Below are 16,623 nucleotides of genomic sequence, written 5' to 3'. Positions count from 1 at the left end.
CGATGTGATCATAAGGAGCAACGCATGCCTGCAGCAGCACATTCCGCGAACGCGCCACATGAATCCCCCGTAGCCCAGGGCGCACTCCGCAAAGCCGTGGTGGTCGGCGGGAACAGGATCCCCTTCGCACGGACCGGCGGCGCCTATACCAAATCATCGAACCAGGACATGCTGACCGCTGCACTGGACGGGCTGATCGCACGCTTCGGCCTGCAAGAAGAGCGGATCGGTGAGGTCGCCGCCGGTGCCGTGCTGAAGCACTCCCGCGACTTCAACTTGACACGCGAAGCCGTGCTTGGCTCGGCCCTTTCCCCTGAGACGCCCGCCTACGATCTCCAGCAGGCGTGCGCCACCGGCCTTGAGACGGTCCTGGGCCTGGCCAACAAGATCAAGCTGGGCCAGATCGACTCGGCCATCGCCGGCGGAGTCGACTCTGCCTCGGATGCCCCTATTGCGGTGAGCGAGGGCCTCCGCGAAATCCTGCTGGACCTCAATCGCGCCAAGTCCCTGCCCGATCGGCTCAAGGTTCTCGCAAGGCTGCGTCCGAAGGACCTCGCCCCGGATGCTCCGAACACCGGGGAACCGCGCACTGGCCTCTCGATGGGAGAACACCAGGCACTGACCACGGCCCAATGGAAGATCAGCCGCGAAGCGCAGGACGAGATCGCGTTCAATAGCCACCACAACCTCGCCGCGGCCTACGAACGTGGCTTCTTCGATGACCTCGTGACTCCCTACCGCGGACTGAGCCGTGATTCGAACCTCCGGCCCGATACATCCATGGAGAAGTTGGCCACCCTCAAGCCTGTCTTCGGAAAGAGCCTTGGGCCTGAAGCCACGATGACGGCCGGCAACTCCACGCCGCTCACGGACGGCGCCTCCACGGTTCTCCTCGGCACTGAGGAATGGGCGGACGCCCGGGGATTGCCCAAGCTGGCCGTCGTCGTCGACGGCGAGGCGGCCGCCGTCGATTTCGTCCACGGGAAGGACGGACTCCTCATGGCCCCTGCCTTTGCAGTGCCGCGGCTCCTGGCCCGCAACGGCCTGTCCTTCGAAGACATCGACTTCTTCGAAATCCACGAAGCCTTCGCGGGCACTGTCCTGAGCACGCTCGCCGCGTGGGAAGACGAGGAATTCGGCCGTACCCGGCTGGGATTGGATGGTGCCTTCGGCAAGATCGACCGAGCCAAGCTCAACGTCAACGGTTCGTCCCTCGCCGCAGGACATCCCTTTGCCGCCACCGGCGGACGGATCGTCGCCTCGCTTGCGAAGATGCTCCACGAGAACGGCCCGGTGGACGGCCGGCCGGCCCGTGGACTCATCTCCGTCTGCGCAGCCGGAGGGCAGGGCGTCGTCGCGATCCTTGAGGCCTACTCCGCTCCGGAAGGGCGGTAGCCGGCATGACGGACAAATACACACAGTTCGTCAGCCACGGGATCGGCAAGGACCTGGCTAAAAGGCTCGGCCTGCCCCAACCTGCCGTGCTCCGGAGGTACAAAGCGGGAGAACCGCTGGTTCCAGGTCCCGTCCTTGTGCTCGGGAGCGGCAACGGGAAAACTGCGGGCGCCGACGACTTGGCTGCCGCCCTGGTGGGCTGGGGCCTCGACGTCCGGCGTTCGGCCTTGCCCAAGGAAAAGCTGGGGGCGATCATCCTGGTGCTTGACGCCGTCGAGCATCCGGAAGAGCTTGCCGGACCGGTTCTCACTGCGGCCCCGTCGCTCCGTGATCTGGCCGCCGGCGCGCGGGTGGTGACGATCTCCCGGACGTCCGCCTCTGCCGCCAGCCCGGCTGTTGCCGCGGGCCGTCAAGGCGTCGACGGCCTGCTGCGTTCCCTCGCCAAGGAACTCCGGGCGGGTGCCACGGCCAACGGCATTCTCCTCGGGGACAGTACCGGCACCACGAGCCCAAGCGCGCTCGGTGCGCTGCGCTTCTTCCTGTCCGGACGGTCCGCGTTCGTGGATGGTCAGTTCCTGACTGTCACTTCGGGCTCCGGCGAGCTTGCCGCCGACGCCGACAAGCCCTTGGCCGGGAAGGTCGCCGTCGTCACGGGAGCTGCCCGGGGCATCGGAGCGGCGATCGCGAGGACCCTGCACCGGGACGGCGCCCGGCTGGTGGTGGTGGATATTCCCGCTGCGGGCGACCACCTCGCCGAAGTCGCCAACGAGGTCCATGGCACTGCCCTGCAATTGGACATCACGGCCGAGGACGCCGGGAGGCGGATCATCGACCACGCCGTGGAACGCCATGGCGGCCTCGATATCGTCATCCACAACGCCGGCATCACCCGGGACAAGCTCCTGGCCAACATGGATGAGGGCCGCTGGAATTCCGTCATCGGAGTGAACATCGCCTCGCAGTTGAGAATCAACGAGGCACTCCTGGGCTCGGACCAGCTCAACAAAACCCCACGGATCGTGTCGGTGGCCTCCACCAGCGGCATCGCAGGCAACCGCGGGCAGACAAACTACGCTGCTTCCAAAGGGGGAGTGATCGGCATGGTCAGAGCTACGGCGCCCTTGCTGGCGGAGCGCGGCGGCTCCATCAACGCGGTCGCGCCCGGCTTCATCGAAACCGACATGACGGCCCGGATCCCCTTTGCCACCCGGGAGGTTGCCCGCAGGCTGAACTCGCTGCAGCAGGGCGGCCTGCCGGGGGACGTGGCAGAGGCAATTGCGTTCCTGGCATCGGACGCCGCCGCTGGAATCACGGGTGAAGTGCTCAGGGTCTGCGGACAGAACCTGGTGGGTGCATGACTACGGAACAACCGCTCATCCTGGGGGAGCTGCCGTCCCTCTCGAAGCTGTACGTGAATGCGGCAGCGACCGCGGCACGGCGGCGGGTGATGGGTTTCCAGGCAGCCACCGCGCTGCCCCAAGGGAGCCATGAGGTCCGCGGGGTGCGGGCCGACGTCGCGAACCTCACCGCCTACCAGCACCTGATCGGCGAGACTGCGAGTGACGCACTGCCGGCCGGCTTCATCCATGCCCTCGCATTCCCGGTTTCCATGAGCGTGCTGAACCGGGATGACTTCCCGCTTCCCCTGCTGGGGATGATCCATTTGAAGAACCACGTGGAGCAGTTGCGGGCAGTCCAGTTCACTGAGTCGCTCGACGTCCGGTCCTGGGCCGAGGACATGCGCGGACACAGGGCCGGAACCCAGGTGGACGTCGTCGCCGAAGTCCGATCGAGCAACGACGGGGCCTTGCTATGGCGGGGCGTCTCGACGTATTTGGCCAAGGGGGTCTTCCTGCCTGGAGTCGACAAGGCCGCTACGGCCGCCGCTCCAAATGAGTTCACGGCACCCGCACCAACAGCCATCTGGCAGCTAGGCGTGGATACCGGACGCCTTTACGCCACCGTATCCGGAGACTTCAACCCGATCCACTTGAGCCTCCTCTCGGCCAAAGCGCTCGGCCTGCCAAGGTCGATCGCGCACGGCATGTACCTTGCATCCCGGGCCTTGGCCGACGTTGGCTCGGTGAAATCGGAAGCGTTCCGATGGCACGTGAATTTCGAGGCACCGGTGTTCCTCCCGGCGCGGGTGGCCCTGGAAATCGGTACCGCCCACTCCGCGTCAGGCTCGTGGGAGCGTTCGGACTACGTGGCCTGGAACCCGCGCAGCGGCAGGAGGCACTTCAGCGGCTCGGTGACGGCGCTGTAGGGCGCCGGTTTCGGACTGAAGGTTTCTCAAGGTTCAATACGGTTACGACGACGGCGGTCACCCACATGGGCGGCCGCCGTCGCCGTGCCTGGCGGAGCCAGATTCGGAGCCAGATTCAGGGCCAGGTCGGGAGTCAAGTTCACTGCCGTGGGCGAATTCCAGGTAATGCAATTCAATAAATGTGATGAACGCCGCATTAGTGTCTGAAAACGCAAATTCAAGTTAAACAAACAAGGCCTGGAATTATCATAATTCCAGGCCTTGCAATTGTGCGCGGAGGGGGACTTGAACCCCCACCCCCTTTCGAGGACTAGCACCTCAAGCTAGCGCGTCTGCCATTCCGCCACCCGCGCAGGTGGTGTTCGGAGCCTTCGTTCTGCGCCTCTCGGCGCTTCTCTTTCCTCCGAAGCAGCGAGAAAAACTCTAACACGGTTTCTGGGAAATAAAAAAACCGGAGCCGGAGAGGGTGCCGGGAACGGCAATTGGACCCTGCCAATCCGCGCCAAAACGCAGGAAAGTACGCGGCCAAACGAGCGTGCGGTGGGTAGGCTGAGGGAAGCGCGCGGGAGCGTACGCACGAACTGCCTACCCGCCGGAGTATGTCCATCCCAGCCAGCAAGGAGAGTTCCATGACTGATATCCGACCCGAGGACGAAGTAGTCCGGATCTGCCAGGAACTCATCCGCATAGACACCTCGAACTTCGGTGACGATTCCGGTCCCGGGGAACGCGTCGCGGCTGAATACACGGCGGCGCTTATCAATGAAGTGGGATTGGACGCCGAAATCTTCGAGTCGGCTCCGGGCCGGGCCAATGTCGTCACCCGGCTGGCGGGGGAGGACCCCTCGGCCGGTGCCCTCGTGGTGCACGGCCACCTCGACGTCGTCCCGGCGCTCAAGGACCAATGGTCCGTGGATCCCTTCAGCGGCGAACTCAAGGACGGACTCATCTGGGGACGCGGCGCCGTGGACATGAAGGACATGGACGCCATGATCCTCTCGGTCATGCGCGACTTCGCCCGCACGGGACGCAAGCCCAAGCGGGACATCATCTTCGCGTTCTTCGCCGACGAGGAAGCCGGAGGCAACCACGGCGCACGCTACGCCGTCGAGCACCGCAGGGAACTCTTCGACGGTGCCACGGAAGCGATCTCCGAAGTGGGTGGCTTCTCGGCCACCATCGGGGGCCAGCGGACCTACTTGCTACAGACCGCGGAAAAGGGCCTTTCCTGGCTGCGCCTCGTGGCCCACGGCCGGGCCGGACACGGTTCGCAAATCAACACGGACAACGCGATCACCCGCCTGGCCGGGGCAGTCACCAGAATCGGCGAATATCGCTGGCCGATCGAGCTGACCCCCACAACGCGGCAATTCCTTGACGGCGTGACGGAACTGACCGGCGTCGAGTTCGATCCGGACAAACCCGAGACCCTCCTGAAGGAACTCGGCACCGTCGCGCGCTTCGTGGGGGCCACCCTCCAAAACACCTCGAACCCTACGCTGCTGAGTTCCGGTTACAAGCACAATGTCATCCCCGAATCGGCGGAAGCGCTCGTGGACTGCCGCACGCTCCCGGGCCAGCAGGAACTGGTCTTCGAAACCGTCAAGAAACTTGCCGGCGACGGCGTGGACGTCAGCTACGTCAACAAGGACGTGTCCCTGGAAGTGCCGTTTGCCGGCAATCTGGTGGACGCCATGATCGACGCGCTGCACACGGAGGACCCCGGCGCCAAGGTGTTGCCGTACACCTTGTCCGGCGGCACCGACAACAAGTCGCTCAGCAAGATCGGCATCACAGGCTACGGGTTCGCCCCGCTGATGCTCCCGGACGAACTCGACTTCACCGGGATGTTCCACGGGGTTGACGAGCGCGTCCCGGCTGATTCGCTCAAGTTCGGATCCAGGGTGCTCAACACCCTGCTGAGTACCTACTAGGGAGAAGCCTTGACCCCTGAAGAGATCCTGCCGGACGAGCTGCTCCACCGCATCCGGGGCCGCGCCGCGGGCTACGACCAGAACAACTCGTTCTTCCACGAGGACCTTGAGGAGCTCGCCGCGGCGGGCTACCTGAAGATCTTCGTCCCGGAGTCCGACGGCGGACTGGGGCTCGGGCTCGAAGCCGCGGCGGCGCTTCAGCGCCGGTTGGCCACGGCTGCCCCGGCCACGGCGCTGGCCGTCAACATGCACCTTGTCTGGACCGGCGTCGCGCACGTCCTTGCGGCCCGCGGCGACAACTCCCTTGACTATGTCCTCAAGGAGTCAGGACGGGGCGAGGTCTTTGGATTCGGGATTTCCGAGGCGGGAAATGACTCCATGCTCTTCGACTCAGGGACCACGGCGGAACCGCAGCTGGACGGCGGTTACAGCTTCACCGGGCGGAAGATCTTCACGAGCCTGTCGCCGGCATGGACCCGCCTCGGCATCTTCGGCAAGGACAGCGGCGGACGGGAGGGGAACGGGGAGCTGGTGTTCGGCTTCATCCACCGGGACGCCCCGGGGCACGAGACACTGAGTGACTGGGACACCCTGGGCATGCGGGCCAGCCAATCGAACACCACGCTCCTGCAGGGCGCCAGGGTGCCGCCGGAACGGATCTTCCGGAAGCTGCCGGTGGGCCCAAACCAGGATCCATTGATCTTCGCGATCTTCGCGTGCTTCGAAACGCTGCTTGCCGCGGTCTACACGGGCATCGGGGAGCGGGCATTCACCCTGGCGGTTGAGGCCGTCAAGCGCCGGACCTCGGCCAAGTACGGCGGCCGCAGCTTCTCGCAGGACCCGGACATCCGCCGGAAGATCGCCGACGCCGCCATGTCAATGGATTCCATCCAGCCGCAGTTGGCCTCAGTTGCCCGTGACGTGGATGCGCTGGTTGATCACGGGGCGCAATGGTTCCCCAAGTTCGTCGGGCTCAAGGTGCGGGCCACGGAGAACGCCCGGACCATGGTGGATGTGGCAATCCGGGTTTCCGGAGGCTCAAGCTACTTCCGGGGCTCCGAACTCGAACGGCTGTACCGCGATGTGCTGGCCGGGATCTTCCATCCCTCCAACGAAGAATCCGCACACACCACAGTAGCCAACGCGTGGCTTGGCCCGCTCGAAAGCTGAAACGCTCGGAAGCTGAAGCGGGGAACCCGAAAAAACGGCCGTGCCGCTACACGGTGCGTTGTACGTTGAGTACTCTGCGTCGCAGCCAGAACCGGCGACCGCCGCCGATATAAAGGATGCTCCGCTCCAGTTCCCACTTGCCATATTCGGAGTGTTCCACGAGCCGACGTCGCGCCTCGGGCAAGGAATCGTCAGGACTAACGGTCAGTACGAGATACTCGTACTGCCTTGCGTAGTCCCGCTGACGCTCCACTGAACTGCTCAGAAATTGTTCTCTCATCCCTCTCCATTTTCGTCTTTTTCGGGCTAACGTGAAGTCATGAGCATCGATCCGCGTGTCGCGCTTCAGTCATTGACAGCCGCCTTAGAAGAGCACCTGATTGCCGCTTCCGCCCGCCGGGGCGAAGGAGATCCCGCTGTGGAGGCAGCGTTTTTCGCCGTAGCAGATGCCTTTGAGGTATATGAGGACTCACTATACGAGGCCTACTCGGAAGTCACACCACTTCAGGTGTTCGACGACGATGAAGAGGATGACGACGAGGAGAACAATGAGCTCCTCGATGAAGACGAGCTGGAGATCCTCGATCAGTAGGGCCGCGGTTTCAGCGGGGTCAGATTGCTGAGACGTCTTCCAGCGCCCGCGAAATTTCAGCCGGAAGAGGCGTCAGCTGCGCATCGAGCAACTCCTTGAGCTGGACCGCATTGCGTGCGCCCACTATGGCCGTGGATACGCCCGGGCGGGAGAGCAACCAGCTCAGTGAAACGTCGACGGCGGAGCGTCCCAATCCGCGCGCGGCCATTGCCACCGCTTCGACGATCCGTGCGCCCCGCGCGTCGAGGTACTTTTCGACGTAGCCGCTAAGGCGGCCCTCCGCCGCACGTGATTCCAAGGGAATCTGGCCACGGTATTTGCCGCTGAGCACCCCGCGGCCGAGGGGTGCCCACGCCATGAGGCCGAGGCCGGCATCCTCGACGGCGGGCACTAGTTCGTCTTCAGGCTTCCTGTGCAGGAGTGAGTATTCGGATTGGTTGGCCACCACGGTGAATCCCGCGACGGCCGCAGCCTTGGCGGTCTGCCAACCGTTGTAGTTGGAGATGCCGACGTACCGTGCGCGTCCCGAACGCAGCGCAAGGTCAAGCGCGGAGAGCGTTTCGTCCAGCGGAACGTTGCCGTCCCAAGCGTGCGCGAACCAGATGTCCACGTAGTCGGTTCCCAAGCGGGCAAGGCTGGCGTCGAGTGCGGACAGCATCGAACCGCGGGAGGCATCGACACTGCTCCGGCCGTCCGACGTCGAGACGCCCGCTTTCGTGGAGAGGACAATCTCCGAACGCGCCACGACGTCGCCCAGCATGGAGCCCAGAAGAGCCTCGGCTTGTCCTCCTGCGTAGGAGGCCGCGGTATCGATCATGATGCCGCCGGCGGCGATGAATGTATGGAGCAGCTCCCGTGCATCCTGTTCGTCCGTTTCTTCCGCCCAGGACATGGTGCCCAGGGAAAGGGTGGACACCCGAAACCCACTGTTGCCGACGTAACGCTGCTGCATAGCTGATAGCTTACGGGGAGATCGGGTAGATCATGACGTAGGGTCTATTCACGTGAACTGGATAGAAGCAGCCTTCCTTGGCCTCGTGCAGGGCCTGACAGAATTCCTTCCGATTTCTTCAAGCGCACACCTGCGGATTGTCGGCTCGTTCCTGCCTAATGCGGCGGATCCCGGAGCTGCTTTCACGGCCATTACCCAGCTGGGCACCGAGACGGCCGTCATTGTCTTCTTTTGGCGCGACATCGTCAGGATTGTGCGCGCCTGGTTCGGATCGCTGCGCGGCAAGGTGGCCAGGGACGATCCCGACGCCCGGATGGGCTGGTTGGTCATCCTCGGCAGCCTGCCCATCATCGTGCTCGGCCTGCTCTTCCAGAACCAGATCGAATCCGTGCTGCGCAGCCTCTGGATCGTCGCCACCATGCTTATCGTCTTCGGCATGATCCTCGCGGTGGCCGACGCCGTTGGCAAGCAGGAACGGGAGCTGAGCCAATTGACCTTCAAGCACGGCATCCTTTATGGTCTGGCCCAGGCCATGGCGCTCATCCCTGGCGTCTCCCGCTCCGGCGGTACCATCACAGCGGGCCTCTTGATGGGGTATACGCGTGAAGCTGCCGCACGGTATTCGTTCCTGCTCGCCATTCCCGCTGTCTTCGGCAGCGGCCTCTACCAGCTGTACAAGGTGGTGTCCAAGGAAGGAATCACCGGACCCTTCGGTCTTCCGGAAACGGCACTGGCCACGGTCATTGCCTTCGTTGTGGGTTTCATCATCATTGGCTGGTTCCTCAAATTCATTTCAACCCACAGCTACCGTGTCTTCGTGTGGTACCGCATTCTCCTGGGACTCGCCCTCTATGTATTGCTCGGTTTCAATGTCATCAGCGCCTAGCACTATGGTTGAGGCTGTGAAATCGTGGATCTCCCGCCCTGTGCCTGAACTACCCGGCAGCATGCCTCCGTTGAGGCTGTTCGATACCGCCCTCGGGGCCCTCGTGGAGGTCGAGCCACGCGCGGAGCAATCCATGTACGTCTGCGGCATCACACCCTACGACGCCACCCACATGGGCCACGCCGCCAGCTACGTAGCTTTCGACCTGCTTAACCGGGCATGGCGGGACAGCGGCCAGCGGGTTGCGTACGTCCAGAACGTCACCGACGTCGACGATCCCCTCCTGGAGCGCGCCACCGCCACCGGTGTTGACTGGCGGGAGCTGGCGGCGAGCCAGATTGAGCTCTTTCAGACCGACATGGACGCCCTCAATGTGCTGGCGCCGAGCCACTACATCGGAGCCGTCGAGGCGATCCCGATGATTGTCCCGGCCATCGAGAAATTGATCGCGGACGAGCTCGCCTACCGCGTGCACGGCACCGGCGGCGAACCCGACGGTGACGTCTATTACGACGTCGAGGCGGCCGGCAAGGCCTCGGATAGCCCGGACGCGTGGACCCTTGGTGACATCTCGGGGCTCGGCGAAGTGGAAATGTTGGAGCTCTTCGCAGAACGCGGCGGCGATCCCGGCCGTTCCGGCAAGCGGAATCCCCTTGATCCTTTGCTTTGGCGCGTTGCCCGCGACGGCGAGCCTAGCTGGCCCGGTGCAAGCCTCGGTGACGGACGTCCCGGCTGGCATATTGAATGTACGGTCATCGCCCAGAAGTACCTTCCGGCTCCATTCACGGTGCAGGGCGGCGGATCGGACCTCGTCTTCCCGCACCACGAAATGGGCGCCGGACACGCGTATTCACTCAGCGGCGTTCCCTTGGCACGCCACTATGCCCACGCTGGAATGGTGGGCCTGGACGGCGAAAAGATGAGCAAGTCCAAGGGCAACCTGGTCCTGGTGTCCAAGCTCCGTGCCTCGGGCGAAGAACCTGCAGCAATCCGCCTGGCGATCCTGGCCCACCACTACCGTTCGGATTGGTCCTGGACCGATGAAGGTTTCGCCCAGGCCAAGGAACGGCTCAACACGTGGCGTGCCGCCCGGGACATTGCTCCCGAGGGGACAGCGGCGGAACTGCTGACGCGGATGCGTGCCGAGCTGGCCAACGACCTCAATGCTCCCGGCGCGGTCGCCGCCGTCGACGCCTGGGCCGCGGCGGCACTCGCCGACTCGCAGCGAGCCAATCCTGAGGGGGCCCAGCCCAGCGCGATGGACAGCGCCTTGGTGAGCGACGCGATCAACGGATTGCTCGGCGTCGAGCTCTAATATCTAAACAACGCGGGGTCACTTACGGCCCATAATGTCCCCTTGGACGGGCCGTAAGTGACCCCGCGTTGGGTCAGGGCTTGTCCTTGCCCCTGCGCTTGAGGTAGCGCTCGAACTCGCGCGCGATGGATTCGCCGCTGGCCTCCGGTAGGTCAGCCGTGTCCTTGGCCTCTTCGAGTTGCCGCACGTAGGCTGCGATTTCGGGGTCTTCAATGGCCAGTTCGTCCACACCGCGCTCCCAGGCCTCGGATTCCTCGTTGAGGGCGTGGGTGTCCAGCGGCACCTGGAGCAGATCCTCGATCCTGTTCAGGATGGCCAGTTGTGCCTTGGGGGAGGGCGGCTGGGCGACGTAGTGCGGCACGGCCGCCCACAGCGACACCGTGGGCAAGCCCGCGAGCAAGGCGAATTCCGCCAGCACGCCCACAATGCCTACCGGGCCCTCGTACTGCGAAGCCTCCAGGTTCAAGCGCTTTCGCAATCCGCTGTCGTCCGAGGTGGTGCTGACGGGGATCGGGCGGCTGTGCGGGACATCGGCCAGAAGGGCGCCGATCAGCACAACGTAGTCGACCTTGAGCGTTTCGGCGTGGACCAGAAGCTCGGCCGTGTAGGCCCTCCAGCGGTAGGAAGGTTCGGTGCCGAGTACGAACACGACATCGACGTTGCTGTCCGGGACGCTGGCCTTGTACAGGCGCGTGGAAGGCCATTTCACCTTGCGGGTTCCGGTTGCGGTGCGCCGCACCGTCGGCCGGGTGAACTGGAAGTCGTAATAGTCGTCGGCATCAACGGATGCCACTTTCTTTCCTTGCCACAACTTGTTCAAGTAGTGCAGGGAATCGCTGGCCGCCTCGCCGGCGTCGTTCCAACCTTCGAAAGCCGCGAGCATCACGGTGATGCGCTGGCCTTCGGCTACAGGCTGGAGAAGGCGCTCAGGCTCCGGTGAAGTGGCCTGTCCGTCAGGGGCTCCGTCCAAACTGTTCATTCACTCACCCTACGTCCAACACCGCCACCGATGCATGGCGTAAGGGGACCGGCGTGGCCATACTTCGCCCCGGGCGTAGAGCGGCAATTGCCGTGCCTCCTTCCACGTAGACTTTAGGCATGCTTGCTTCAGCCACCCAGCCCTTTGTAAAAGCCGAGCTCAAAGCCGCGCTATGGGACATGGATGGCACCCTGGTGGACACCGAGCCGTACTGGATTGCTGCAGAGCGAACCCTCGTGGAGTCCCACGGCGGCGCCTGGAGCCACGAACAAGCCATGCAGCTTGTAGGGCAGTCATTGATGCACTCGGCCGGCATCCTCCAAAGGGCTGGAGTGAACCTGGAAAAGCGGGAGATTGTTGACTCCTTGAGCGCCCAGGTCATCGACCGTCTCCGCATCGAGGTGCCGTGGCGGCCTGGAGCCAAGGAATTGCTTGACGAGCTGTATCAATCCGGCGTCCGCTGCGCCCTCGTGACGATGTCCGAAGGCCCGATGGCGCGGGAAGTCGTCGCCAACCTCCCCAAGCCCTACTTCGAGTTCCTTATCACGGGGGACACCGTCAGCCAGGGAAAGCCCCACCCGGAGGCTTACCTCGCCGCCGTCGAGCGGCTCCAGAACACGGACCCCGCCTTGACCGTGGATCACTGCGTCGCTCTCGAGGATTCCGTCCCGGGCGTTGCGTCTGCGATAGCCTCCGGCGTGGTCACGGTGGGAATTCCACACCAGATGCCATTGCCCGAGGACCCCCGCCGCGCAACCTGGGACACCCTCGAGGGACGCAAGGTCGCCGACCTTGAAGCACTTGTTGCCGAGCGGGCCCTTGGCAATGTGCCGGCCGCGGCTTTCCATGGACAGGCAAACTAAATGAGCACTCCCCGGAACGGTGGCCACAGCACCCGCAGCGGCAGGAAGGACGGGATTCCACTCGGTCGCATCGCGGGAATCCCCGTGTACCTCGCCTACTCCTGGTTCATCATCGCTGCGTTCACGGTGATCGTCTATGGACCTGCGCTGCTGATTCGAAACCACTCCTTGGGAATCGGCGCCTACTTTGTTGCCTTCGCTTATGCGGTCCTCCTTGCCCTTTCCGTGCTGGTCCACGAGCTCGCCCACGCCTTGAGCGCCAAGGCCTTCAAATGGCCCACGGAGAAGATCGTTTTGAATCTCTGGGGCGGGCACACCCAGTTCGAGAGCTTCATCGCCTCGCCGGGCCGCTCTGTGCTTGTCGCCTTGGCGGGACCCGCGGCCAACTTTGTCCTCGCGGGCGGGGCTTGGCTGTTGCTGCAGGCTGGTGTCTTCACCGGGGTAGGGGACACGCTGACGAACATCCTTATGTGGGCAAATCTGCTGATCGGCGTCTTCAATGTCCTGCCCGGCCTGCCGCTTGACGGGGGTCGTTTGGTGGAGTCCGCGGTGTGGAAAGTGACGGGCAGCCAGGAAAAGGGGACGGTGGCGGCTGGCTGGGCCGGACGGGTCATCGTGATCGTCCTGGTTGTTTGGTTCGTCCTGTTGCCCGTGCTGAGTGGCAATGCGCCTGATCTCAGCCTGATGCTCATCACCTTCCTTGTCTGCAGCTTCCTCTGGATGGGCGCTTCGGGCGCGATCAAGCAGGCGACGCTCCGTGGACGCCTCCCCTCGGTGAGTGCCGCCGCCTTGGCCGAACCCGCCGTCGGAATTCCGAACTCGGCCACGGTCGCCGACGTGCTGCGCGTGGCACCCCACGGTACGCCCGCCGTCGTCATCTGCGGACCGGATGGCCGGCCGCAGGGTCTGGTCGATCCGGCTGCGACTGCAGCCGTGCCGGCCTCCGAGGTATCCACAACCTTCGTGACCGCGGTTTCCACCCCGCTCGCCGACGGGGCCTACGTGCCCTGGACGTCCAGCGGCCAGGAACTGATCCAGTATTTGGCGCAGCTCAGCGGCGCCGAATATGCGGTCGTGGATGAAGCCGGCACAGTCATGGGCCTGCTGCGGCAGCAGGCCGTAGTGACAGCCATTACAGGTAAAGTAGCCCGACGGAGCGGACGCCCGTAGGACCTTCCCGGTAGAGTTACCTGCCGGCCGTGAAATAACCCGGCGGGCAGCGCGCATCACTAAGCAGTAACTGTGGCAACAAATGACGGCCCAGCCGTACAGGAGCGAGGAAACACCCATGAGCAGCGAAACCGCCGCCAACTACACGGCCACCGGCGCCGCCAACACCGCCATCCAGCCAACTGGTGCGGCACGACGCCGAGGGCCGTTCCGTGTGGGCGAGCGGGTTCAACTCACGGACGAACGCGGCCGCATGAACACCATCACCTTGGAGGAAGGCGGCGCCTTCCATACGCACCGCGGCTTCCTGAACCACGACGAAATCATTGGCCAGGTTGACGGTTCCGTGGTCGCCAACAACATCGGCCAGCAGTACCAGACGCTGCGCCCGTTGCTCTCGGACTTCGTGCTGTCCATGCCCCGCGGTGCAGCAGTGGTCTACCCCAAGGATGCGGGCCAGATCGTCACCATGGCCGATATCTTCCCGGGTGCCCGCGTTGTGGAAGCCGGCGTTGGTTCCGGCGCCCTTTCGATCTCCCTGCTTCGTGCAGTGGGCGACAACGGTTACCTGCACTCCTTCGAGCGTCGGGAAGAATTCGCCGACATCGCCCGCGGCAACGTGGAAACCATTTTCGGCGGTCCGCACCCGGCCTGGAAGATCTCGCTCGGTGACTTCCAGGAAGAGGTTGTCCGCAGCGAAGAGCCCGGATCCGTGGACCGCGTGGTGCTGGACATGCTCGCTCCCTGGGAATGCCTCGACGCCGTAGCCACCGTTTTGGCGCCTGGCGGCGTGTGGATCAACTACGTGGCCACCGTGACCCAGCTCTCCCGCACCGCTGAAGCCATCCGCGCCGACGGCCGTTTCACGGAACCGGACGCCTGGGAGTCCATGGTCCGCGGCTGGCACCTCGAGGGCCTCGCCGTCCGCCCCGACCACCGCATGGTGGCCCACACCGGCTTCCTCCTGGTAACCCGTCGCCTCGCCGACGGCGTGACCGGAATCTCCGTCAAGCGGCGTCCTTCCAAGACGGAGTTCAGCGAAGAGGACCTGAATGCCTGGACACCGGGAGCCGTCGGAGAGCGTGCGGTTTCCGACAAGAAACTGCGGCGCGCGGCACGGGATGCGATTGCCGGCACCAACGTCAAGGACGACCCCACGCCCGCTCCCTGAGGAAACATCACAAACTGGTCCGCATTCCGGATGTCACAGGTTACCCAACGCTTTTGAGGGCTAAGGTCTATTTATAGAAAGCGGGAAGGAGCTGATGCTTCGTGGATACGTCGAACAATGACTTCGGGCGAACAACGCCGGAGGAGCCATCAAACAAGGCTGTGGCTGAAGGAAAATCGGGACACGGGGGTGGGGCAATCCAACCGGTGGACGACTCCGCGGAACTCACTGTCGCGGAACGCCAGATAAACATCCTTCGAGACAAACTGCGCCACATCGACCGTCAGCTTGCCGCCGCCACCCAGAACAACACCAAGCTCGTGACCATGTTGGAAACGGCGAAGGCCGAAATCCTGCGGCTCAAAGGCGCCCTCGAGCAGGACGGCCAACCGCCGTACAGCTTCGGGACCATCTTGCAGATCAATCCGAGGCGCCAGCCAACGGCAGGCAGCACGGGCCAGGCGGCCACCGAGGAATCGGTTGATATCTTCAATGCCGGCCGCAAGATGCGCGTGGGCGTCAGCCCGCTCGTGAACATCAACCAGCTTGCCGTTGGACAGGAAGTCCTTCTCAACGAGGCCCTGCTTGTGGTGACCGGCCTGGGCTATGAGCGGGCAGGCGAACTCGTCACGCTCAAGGAAATGCTTGGCACGGACCGCGCCCTCGTAGTGGGCAGGGCCGATGAAGAGCGGGTAGTCAGGCTTTCAGGGGCCTTGCAGAAGGTGCACTTGCGCGTCGGTGATGCTTTGTCGCTCGATTCCCGCACGGGCTATGCCCTGGAGAAAGTGCCCCGGGCAGAGGTCGAAAACCTTGTCCTCGAGGAAGTCCCGGATATTACCTACGAAGACATCGGCGGCTTGGGCCCGCAAATCGAACAGATCCGCGACGCAGTGGAACTCCCGTTCCTGCACCCGGACCTGTACCGCGAACACGGGCTCAAAGCACCAAAGGGCATCCTGCTTTACGGCCCTCCGGGTTGCGGCAAGACGCTGATCGCGAAGGCGGTTGCCAACTCGCTTGCCGCCCGCGCCTCCGAACGGGCCGGAAACGTGGACCTGAAGAGCTACTTCCTGAACATCAAGGGACCTGAACTCCTTGACAAGTACGTCGGCGAAACAGAGCGTCATATCCGCCTGATTTTTGCGCGCGCCCGGGAGAAGGCCTCGGATGGCAGCCCGGTGGTGGTGTTCTTCGACGAGATGGACTCGCTGTTCCGCACCCGCGGCACCGGGGTTTCCTCCGACGTCGAAACAACCATCGTCCCGCAGCTCTTGAGCGAGATCGACGGTGTCGAACGGCTCGACAACGTCATCGTGATCGGCGCCTCGAACCGTGAGGACATGATCGATCCGGCTATTCTTCGTCCCGGCCGGCTTGACGTGAAGGTCAAGATCCAGCGTCCCGACGCCGAAGCGGCCGCCGACATTTTCGCCAAGTACATCACCACCGACCTGCCTTTCCACGCGACGGATCTGGCGGAGCACGGCGGCGACGTCCAGGCCACAGTGGACGCCATCATCCAGCGCACTGTTGAAGCGATGTATTCGACCGAGAAGTCCAACGAGTATCTCGAAGTCACCTACGCCAACGGCGATACCGAGATGCTCTACTTCAAGGACTTCAACTCCGGCGCGGTGGTCCAGAACGTCGTGGACCGGGCCAAGAAGTACGCCATCAAGGATCTCCTGCTGACCCAGCAGAAGGGCCTTCGGATCGACCACTTCCTGCGCGCCGTCGTTGACGAATTCCGCGAACACGAGGACATGCCCAACACCACCAATCCGGATGACTGGGCACGCATCTCGGGCAAGAAGGGCGAACGCATCACCTACATCCGTACCATCGTCCAGGGCAAGGCCGGCCAGGAGCCCGGGAAGTCGATCGAAACGACTCCCAACACCGGCCAGTACCTGTGACGGCCCGGCCGGAA

General features: G+C 63.9%; 15 protein-coding genes and 1 tRNA gene. 12 read left to right on the top strand and 4 right to left on the bottom strand.

Going from position 1 to position 16,623, the window contains the following annotated elements:
* Positions 1 to 24 precede the first annotated feature (24 nt).
* Genes ACSKT0_RS13275 through ACSKT0_RS13265 form a run of 3 tightly spaced genes read left to right on the top strand, consistent with a single transcriptional unit; the run spans position 25 to position 3,661 of the window.
* Complete coding sequence (locus ACSKT0_RS13275) at positions 25 to 1,395, top strand: acetyl-CoA C-acetyltransferase (RefSeq protein WP_437770226.1); 1,371 nt, start codon at positions 25 to 27, stop codon at positions 1,393 to 1,395.
* 5 nt (positions 1,396 to 1,400) lie between these two features.
* The gene (locus ACSKT0_RS13270) at positions 1,401 to 2,753 is read left to right on the top strand and encodes a 3-oxoacyl-ACP reductase (protein WP_437770225.1); all 1,353 of its coding nucleotides are present in this window, start codon (positions 1,401 to 1,403) and stop codon (positions 2,751 to 2,753) included.
* On the top strand, positions 2,750 to 3,661 hold the full coding sequence (locus ACSKT0_RS13265) for a MaoC family dehydratase (RefSeq protein WP_437770224.1): 912 nt from the start codon (positions 2,750 to 2,752) through the stop codon (positions 3,659 to 3,661). The genes ACSKT0_RS13270 and ACSKT0_RS13265 overlap by 4 nt, the downstream gene beginning before the upstream one ends.
* 270 nt (positions 3,662 to 3,931) lie before the next feature.
* Here ACSKT0_RS13265 and ACSKT0_RS13260 read toward each other — a convergent pair.
* A tRNA-Leu gene (locus ACSKT0_RS13260) sits at positions 3,932 to 4,014 on the bottom strand.
* Between the two features lie 276 nt (positions 4,015 to 4,290).
* On the opposite strand from ACSKT0_RS13260, the gene ACSKT0_RS13255 reads away from it, so the two are divergent.
* Positions 4,291 to 5,595, top strand: a complete 1,305-nt coding sequence (locus ACSKT0_RS13255) for a M20/M25/M40 family metallo-hydrolase (protein WP_437770223.1) — start codon at positions 4,291 to 4,293, stop codon at positions 5,593 to 5,595.
* Between the two features lie 9 nt (positions 5,596 to 5,604).
* Complete coding sequence (locus tag ACSKT0_RS13250) at positions 5,605 to 6,765, top strand: acyl-CoA dehydrogenase family protein (RefSeq protein ID WP_437770222.1); 1,161 nt, start codon at positions 5,605 to 5,607, stop codon at positions 6,763 to 6,765.
* 46 nt (positions 6,766 to 6,811) lie between these two features.
* Here the strand turns inward: ACSKT0_RS13250 and ACSKT0_RS13245 are convergent, their stop codons facing one another.
* The gene (locus ACSKT0_RS13245) at positions 6,812 to 7,045 is read right to left on the bottom strand and encodes a DUF5703 family protein (protein ID WP_059389241.1); all 234 of its coding nucleotides are present in this window, start codon (positions 7,043 to 7,045) and stop codon (positions 6,812 to 6,814) included.
* Positions 7,046 to 7,084: 39 nt separating this feature from the next.
* Here ACSKT0_RS13245 and ACSKT0_RS13240 point away from each other — a divergent pair, with 39 nt between their 5' ends.
* Positions 7,085 to 7,357, top strand: coding sequence for a hypothetical protein (locus ACSKT0_RS13240; RefSeq protein ID WP_236811050.1), 273 nt, complete (start codon positions 7,085 to 7,087; stop codon positions 7,355 to 7,357).
* Between the two features lie 19 nt (positions 7,358 to 7,376).
* Here the strand turns inward: ACSKT0_RS13240 and ACSKT0_RS13235 are convergent, their stop codons facing one another.
* Positions 7,377 to 8,309, bottom strand: coding sequence for an aldo/keto reductase (locus ACSKT0_RS13235; protein ID WP_437770221.1), 933 nt, complete (start codon positions 8,307 to 8,309; stop codon positions 7,377 to 7,379).
* Positions 8,310 to 8,361: 52 nt separating this feature from the next.
* On the opposite strand from ACSKT0_RS13235, the gene ACSKT0_RS13230 reads away from it, so the two are divergent.
* Together ACSKT0_RS13230 and mshC are read left to right on the top strand one after the other, a co-directional pair.
* Entirely contained in the window at positions 8,362 to 9,195 is an 834-nt protein-coding gene (locus ACSKT0_RS13230) for an undecaprenyl-diphosphate phosphatase (RefSeq protein ID WP_236811048.1), read from the top strand.
* A 16-nt stretch (positions 9,196 to 9,211) separates the two neighbouring features.
* On the top strand, positions 9,212 to 10,510 hold the full coding sequence (mshC, locus tag ACSKT0_RS13225) for a cysteine--1-D-myo-inosityl 2-amino-2-deoxy-alpha-D-glucopyranoside ligase (protein ID WP_437770220.1): 1,299 nt from the start codon (positions 9,212 to 9,214) through the stop codon (positions 10,508 to 10,510).
* Between the two features lie 73 nt (positions 10,511 to 10,583).
* Here the strand turns inward: mshC and ACSKT0_RS13220 are convergent, their stop codons facing one another.
* Positions 10,584 to 11,489, bottom strand: coding sequence for a PAC2 family protein (locus ACSKT0_RS13220; RefSeq protein ID WP_437770219.1), 906 nt, complete (start codon positions 11,487 to 11,489; stop codon positions 10,584 to 10,586).
* Positions 11,490 to 11,608: 119 nt separating this feature from the next.
* Here ACSKT0_RS13220 and ACSKT0_RS13215 point away from each other — a divergent pair, with 119 nt between their 5' ends.
* The 4 genes from ACSKT0_RS13215 (at position 11,609) to arc (ending at position 16,609) form a co-directional block, all read left to right on the top strand.
* A complete protein-coding gene (locus ACSKT0_RS13215) occupies positions 11,609 to 12,352 on the top strand; it encodes an HAD family hydrolase (protein ID WP_437770218.1) in 744 nt (247 codons plus the stop codon).
* Complete coding sequence (locus tag ACSKT0_RS13210; protein WP_437770217.1) at positions 12,353 to 13,522, top strand: site-2 protease family protein; 1,170 nt, start codon at positions 12,353 to 12,355, stop codon at positions 13,520 to 13,522.
* Between the two features lie 118 nt (positions 13,523 to 13,640).
* Complete coding sequence (locus ACSKT0_RS13205; protein WP_345451783.1) at positions 13,641 to 14,693, top strand: tRNA (adenine-N1)-methyltransferase; 1,053 nt, start codon at positions 13,641 to 13,643, stop codon at positions 14,691 to 14,693.
* A 101-nt stretch (positions 14,694 to 14,794) separates the two neighbouring features.
* Positions 14,795 to 16,609 (top strand): proteasome ATPase, encoded by a 1,815-nt coding sequence (gene arc / locus ACSKT0_RS13200; protein ID WP_437770216.1) that lies wholly within the window; start codon positions 14,795 to 14,797, stop codon positions 16,607 to 16,609.
* Positions 16,610 to 16,623: the final 14 nt, after the last annotated feature.

Source organism: Arthrobacter sp. KNU40 (genome assembly GCF_051515115.1).
Taxonomy (GTDB): domain Bacteria; phylum Actinomycetota; class Actinomycetes; order Actinomycetales; family Micrococcaceae; genus Arthrobacter.
Note: the sequence above shows the minus strand (reverse complement) of the source record. Positions and strands in the feature narration are given on the sequence as shown.

Excerpts from the sequence above, each read along its gene's own strand:
- ACSKT0_RS13275 (WP_437770226.1), top strand. The coding sequence starts at position 25 with ATGCCTGCAGCAGCACATTCCGCGAACGCGCCACATGAATCCCCCGTA.
- ACSKT0_RS13270 (WP_437770225.1), top strand. The coding sequence starts at position 1,401 with ATGACGGACAAATACACACAGTTCGTCAGCCACGGGATCGGCAAGGAC.
- ACSKT0_RS13265 (WP_437770224.1), top strand. The coding sequence starts at position 2,750 with ATGACTACGGAACAACCGCTCATCCTGGGGGAGCTGCCGTCCCTCTCG.
- ACSKT0_RS13255 (WP_437770223.1), top strand. The coding sequence starts at position 4,291 with ATGACTGATATCCGACCCGAGGACGAAGTAGTCCGGATCTGCCAGGAA.
- ACSKT0_RS13245 (WP_059389241.1), bottom strand. The coding sequence starts at position 7,045 with ATGAGAGAACAATTTCTGAGCAGTTCAGTGGAGCGTCAGCGGGACTAC.
- ACSKT0_RS13240 (WP_236811050.1), top strand. The coding sequence starts at position 7,085 with ATGAGCATCGATCCGCGTGTCGCGCTTCAGTCATTGACAGCCGCCTTA.
- ACSKT0_RS13235 (WP_437770221.1), bottom strand. The coding sequence starts at position 8,309 with ATGCAGCAGCGTTACGTCGGCAACAGTGGGTTTCGGGTGTCCACCCTT.
- ACSKT0_RS13220 (WP_437770219.1), bottom strand. The coding sequence starts at position 11,489 with ATGAACAGTTTGGACGGAGCCCCTGACGGACAGGCCACTTCACCGGAG.
- ACSKT0_RS13215 (WP_437770218.1), top strand. The coding sequence starts at position 11,609 with ATGCTTGCTTCAGCCACCCAGCCCTTTGTAAAAGCCGAGCTCAAAGCC.
- ACSKT0_RS13210 (WP_437770217.1), top strand. The coding sequence starts at position 12,353 with ATGAGCACTCCCCGGAACGGTGGCCACAGCACCCGCAGCGGCAGGAAG.
- ACSKT0_RS13205 (WP_345451783.1), top strand. The coding sequence starts at position 13,641 with ATGAGCAGCGAAACCGCCGCCAACTACACGGCCACCGGCGCCGCCAAC.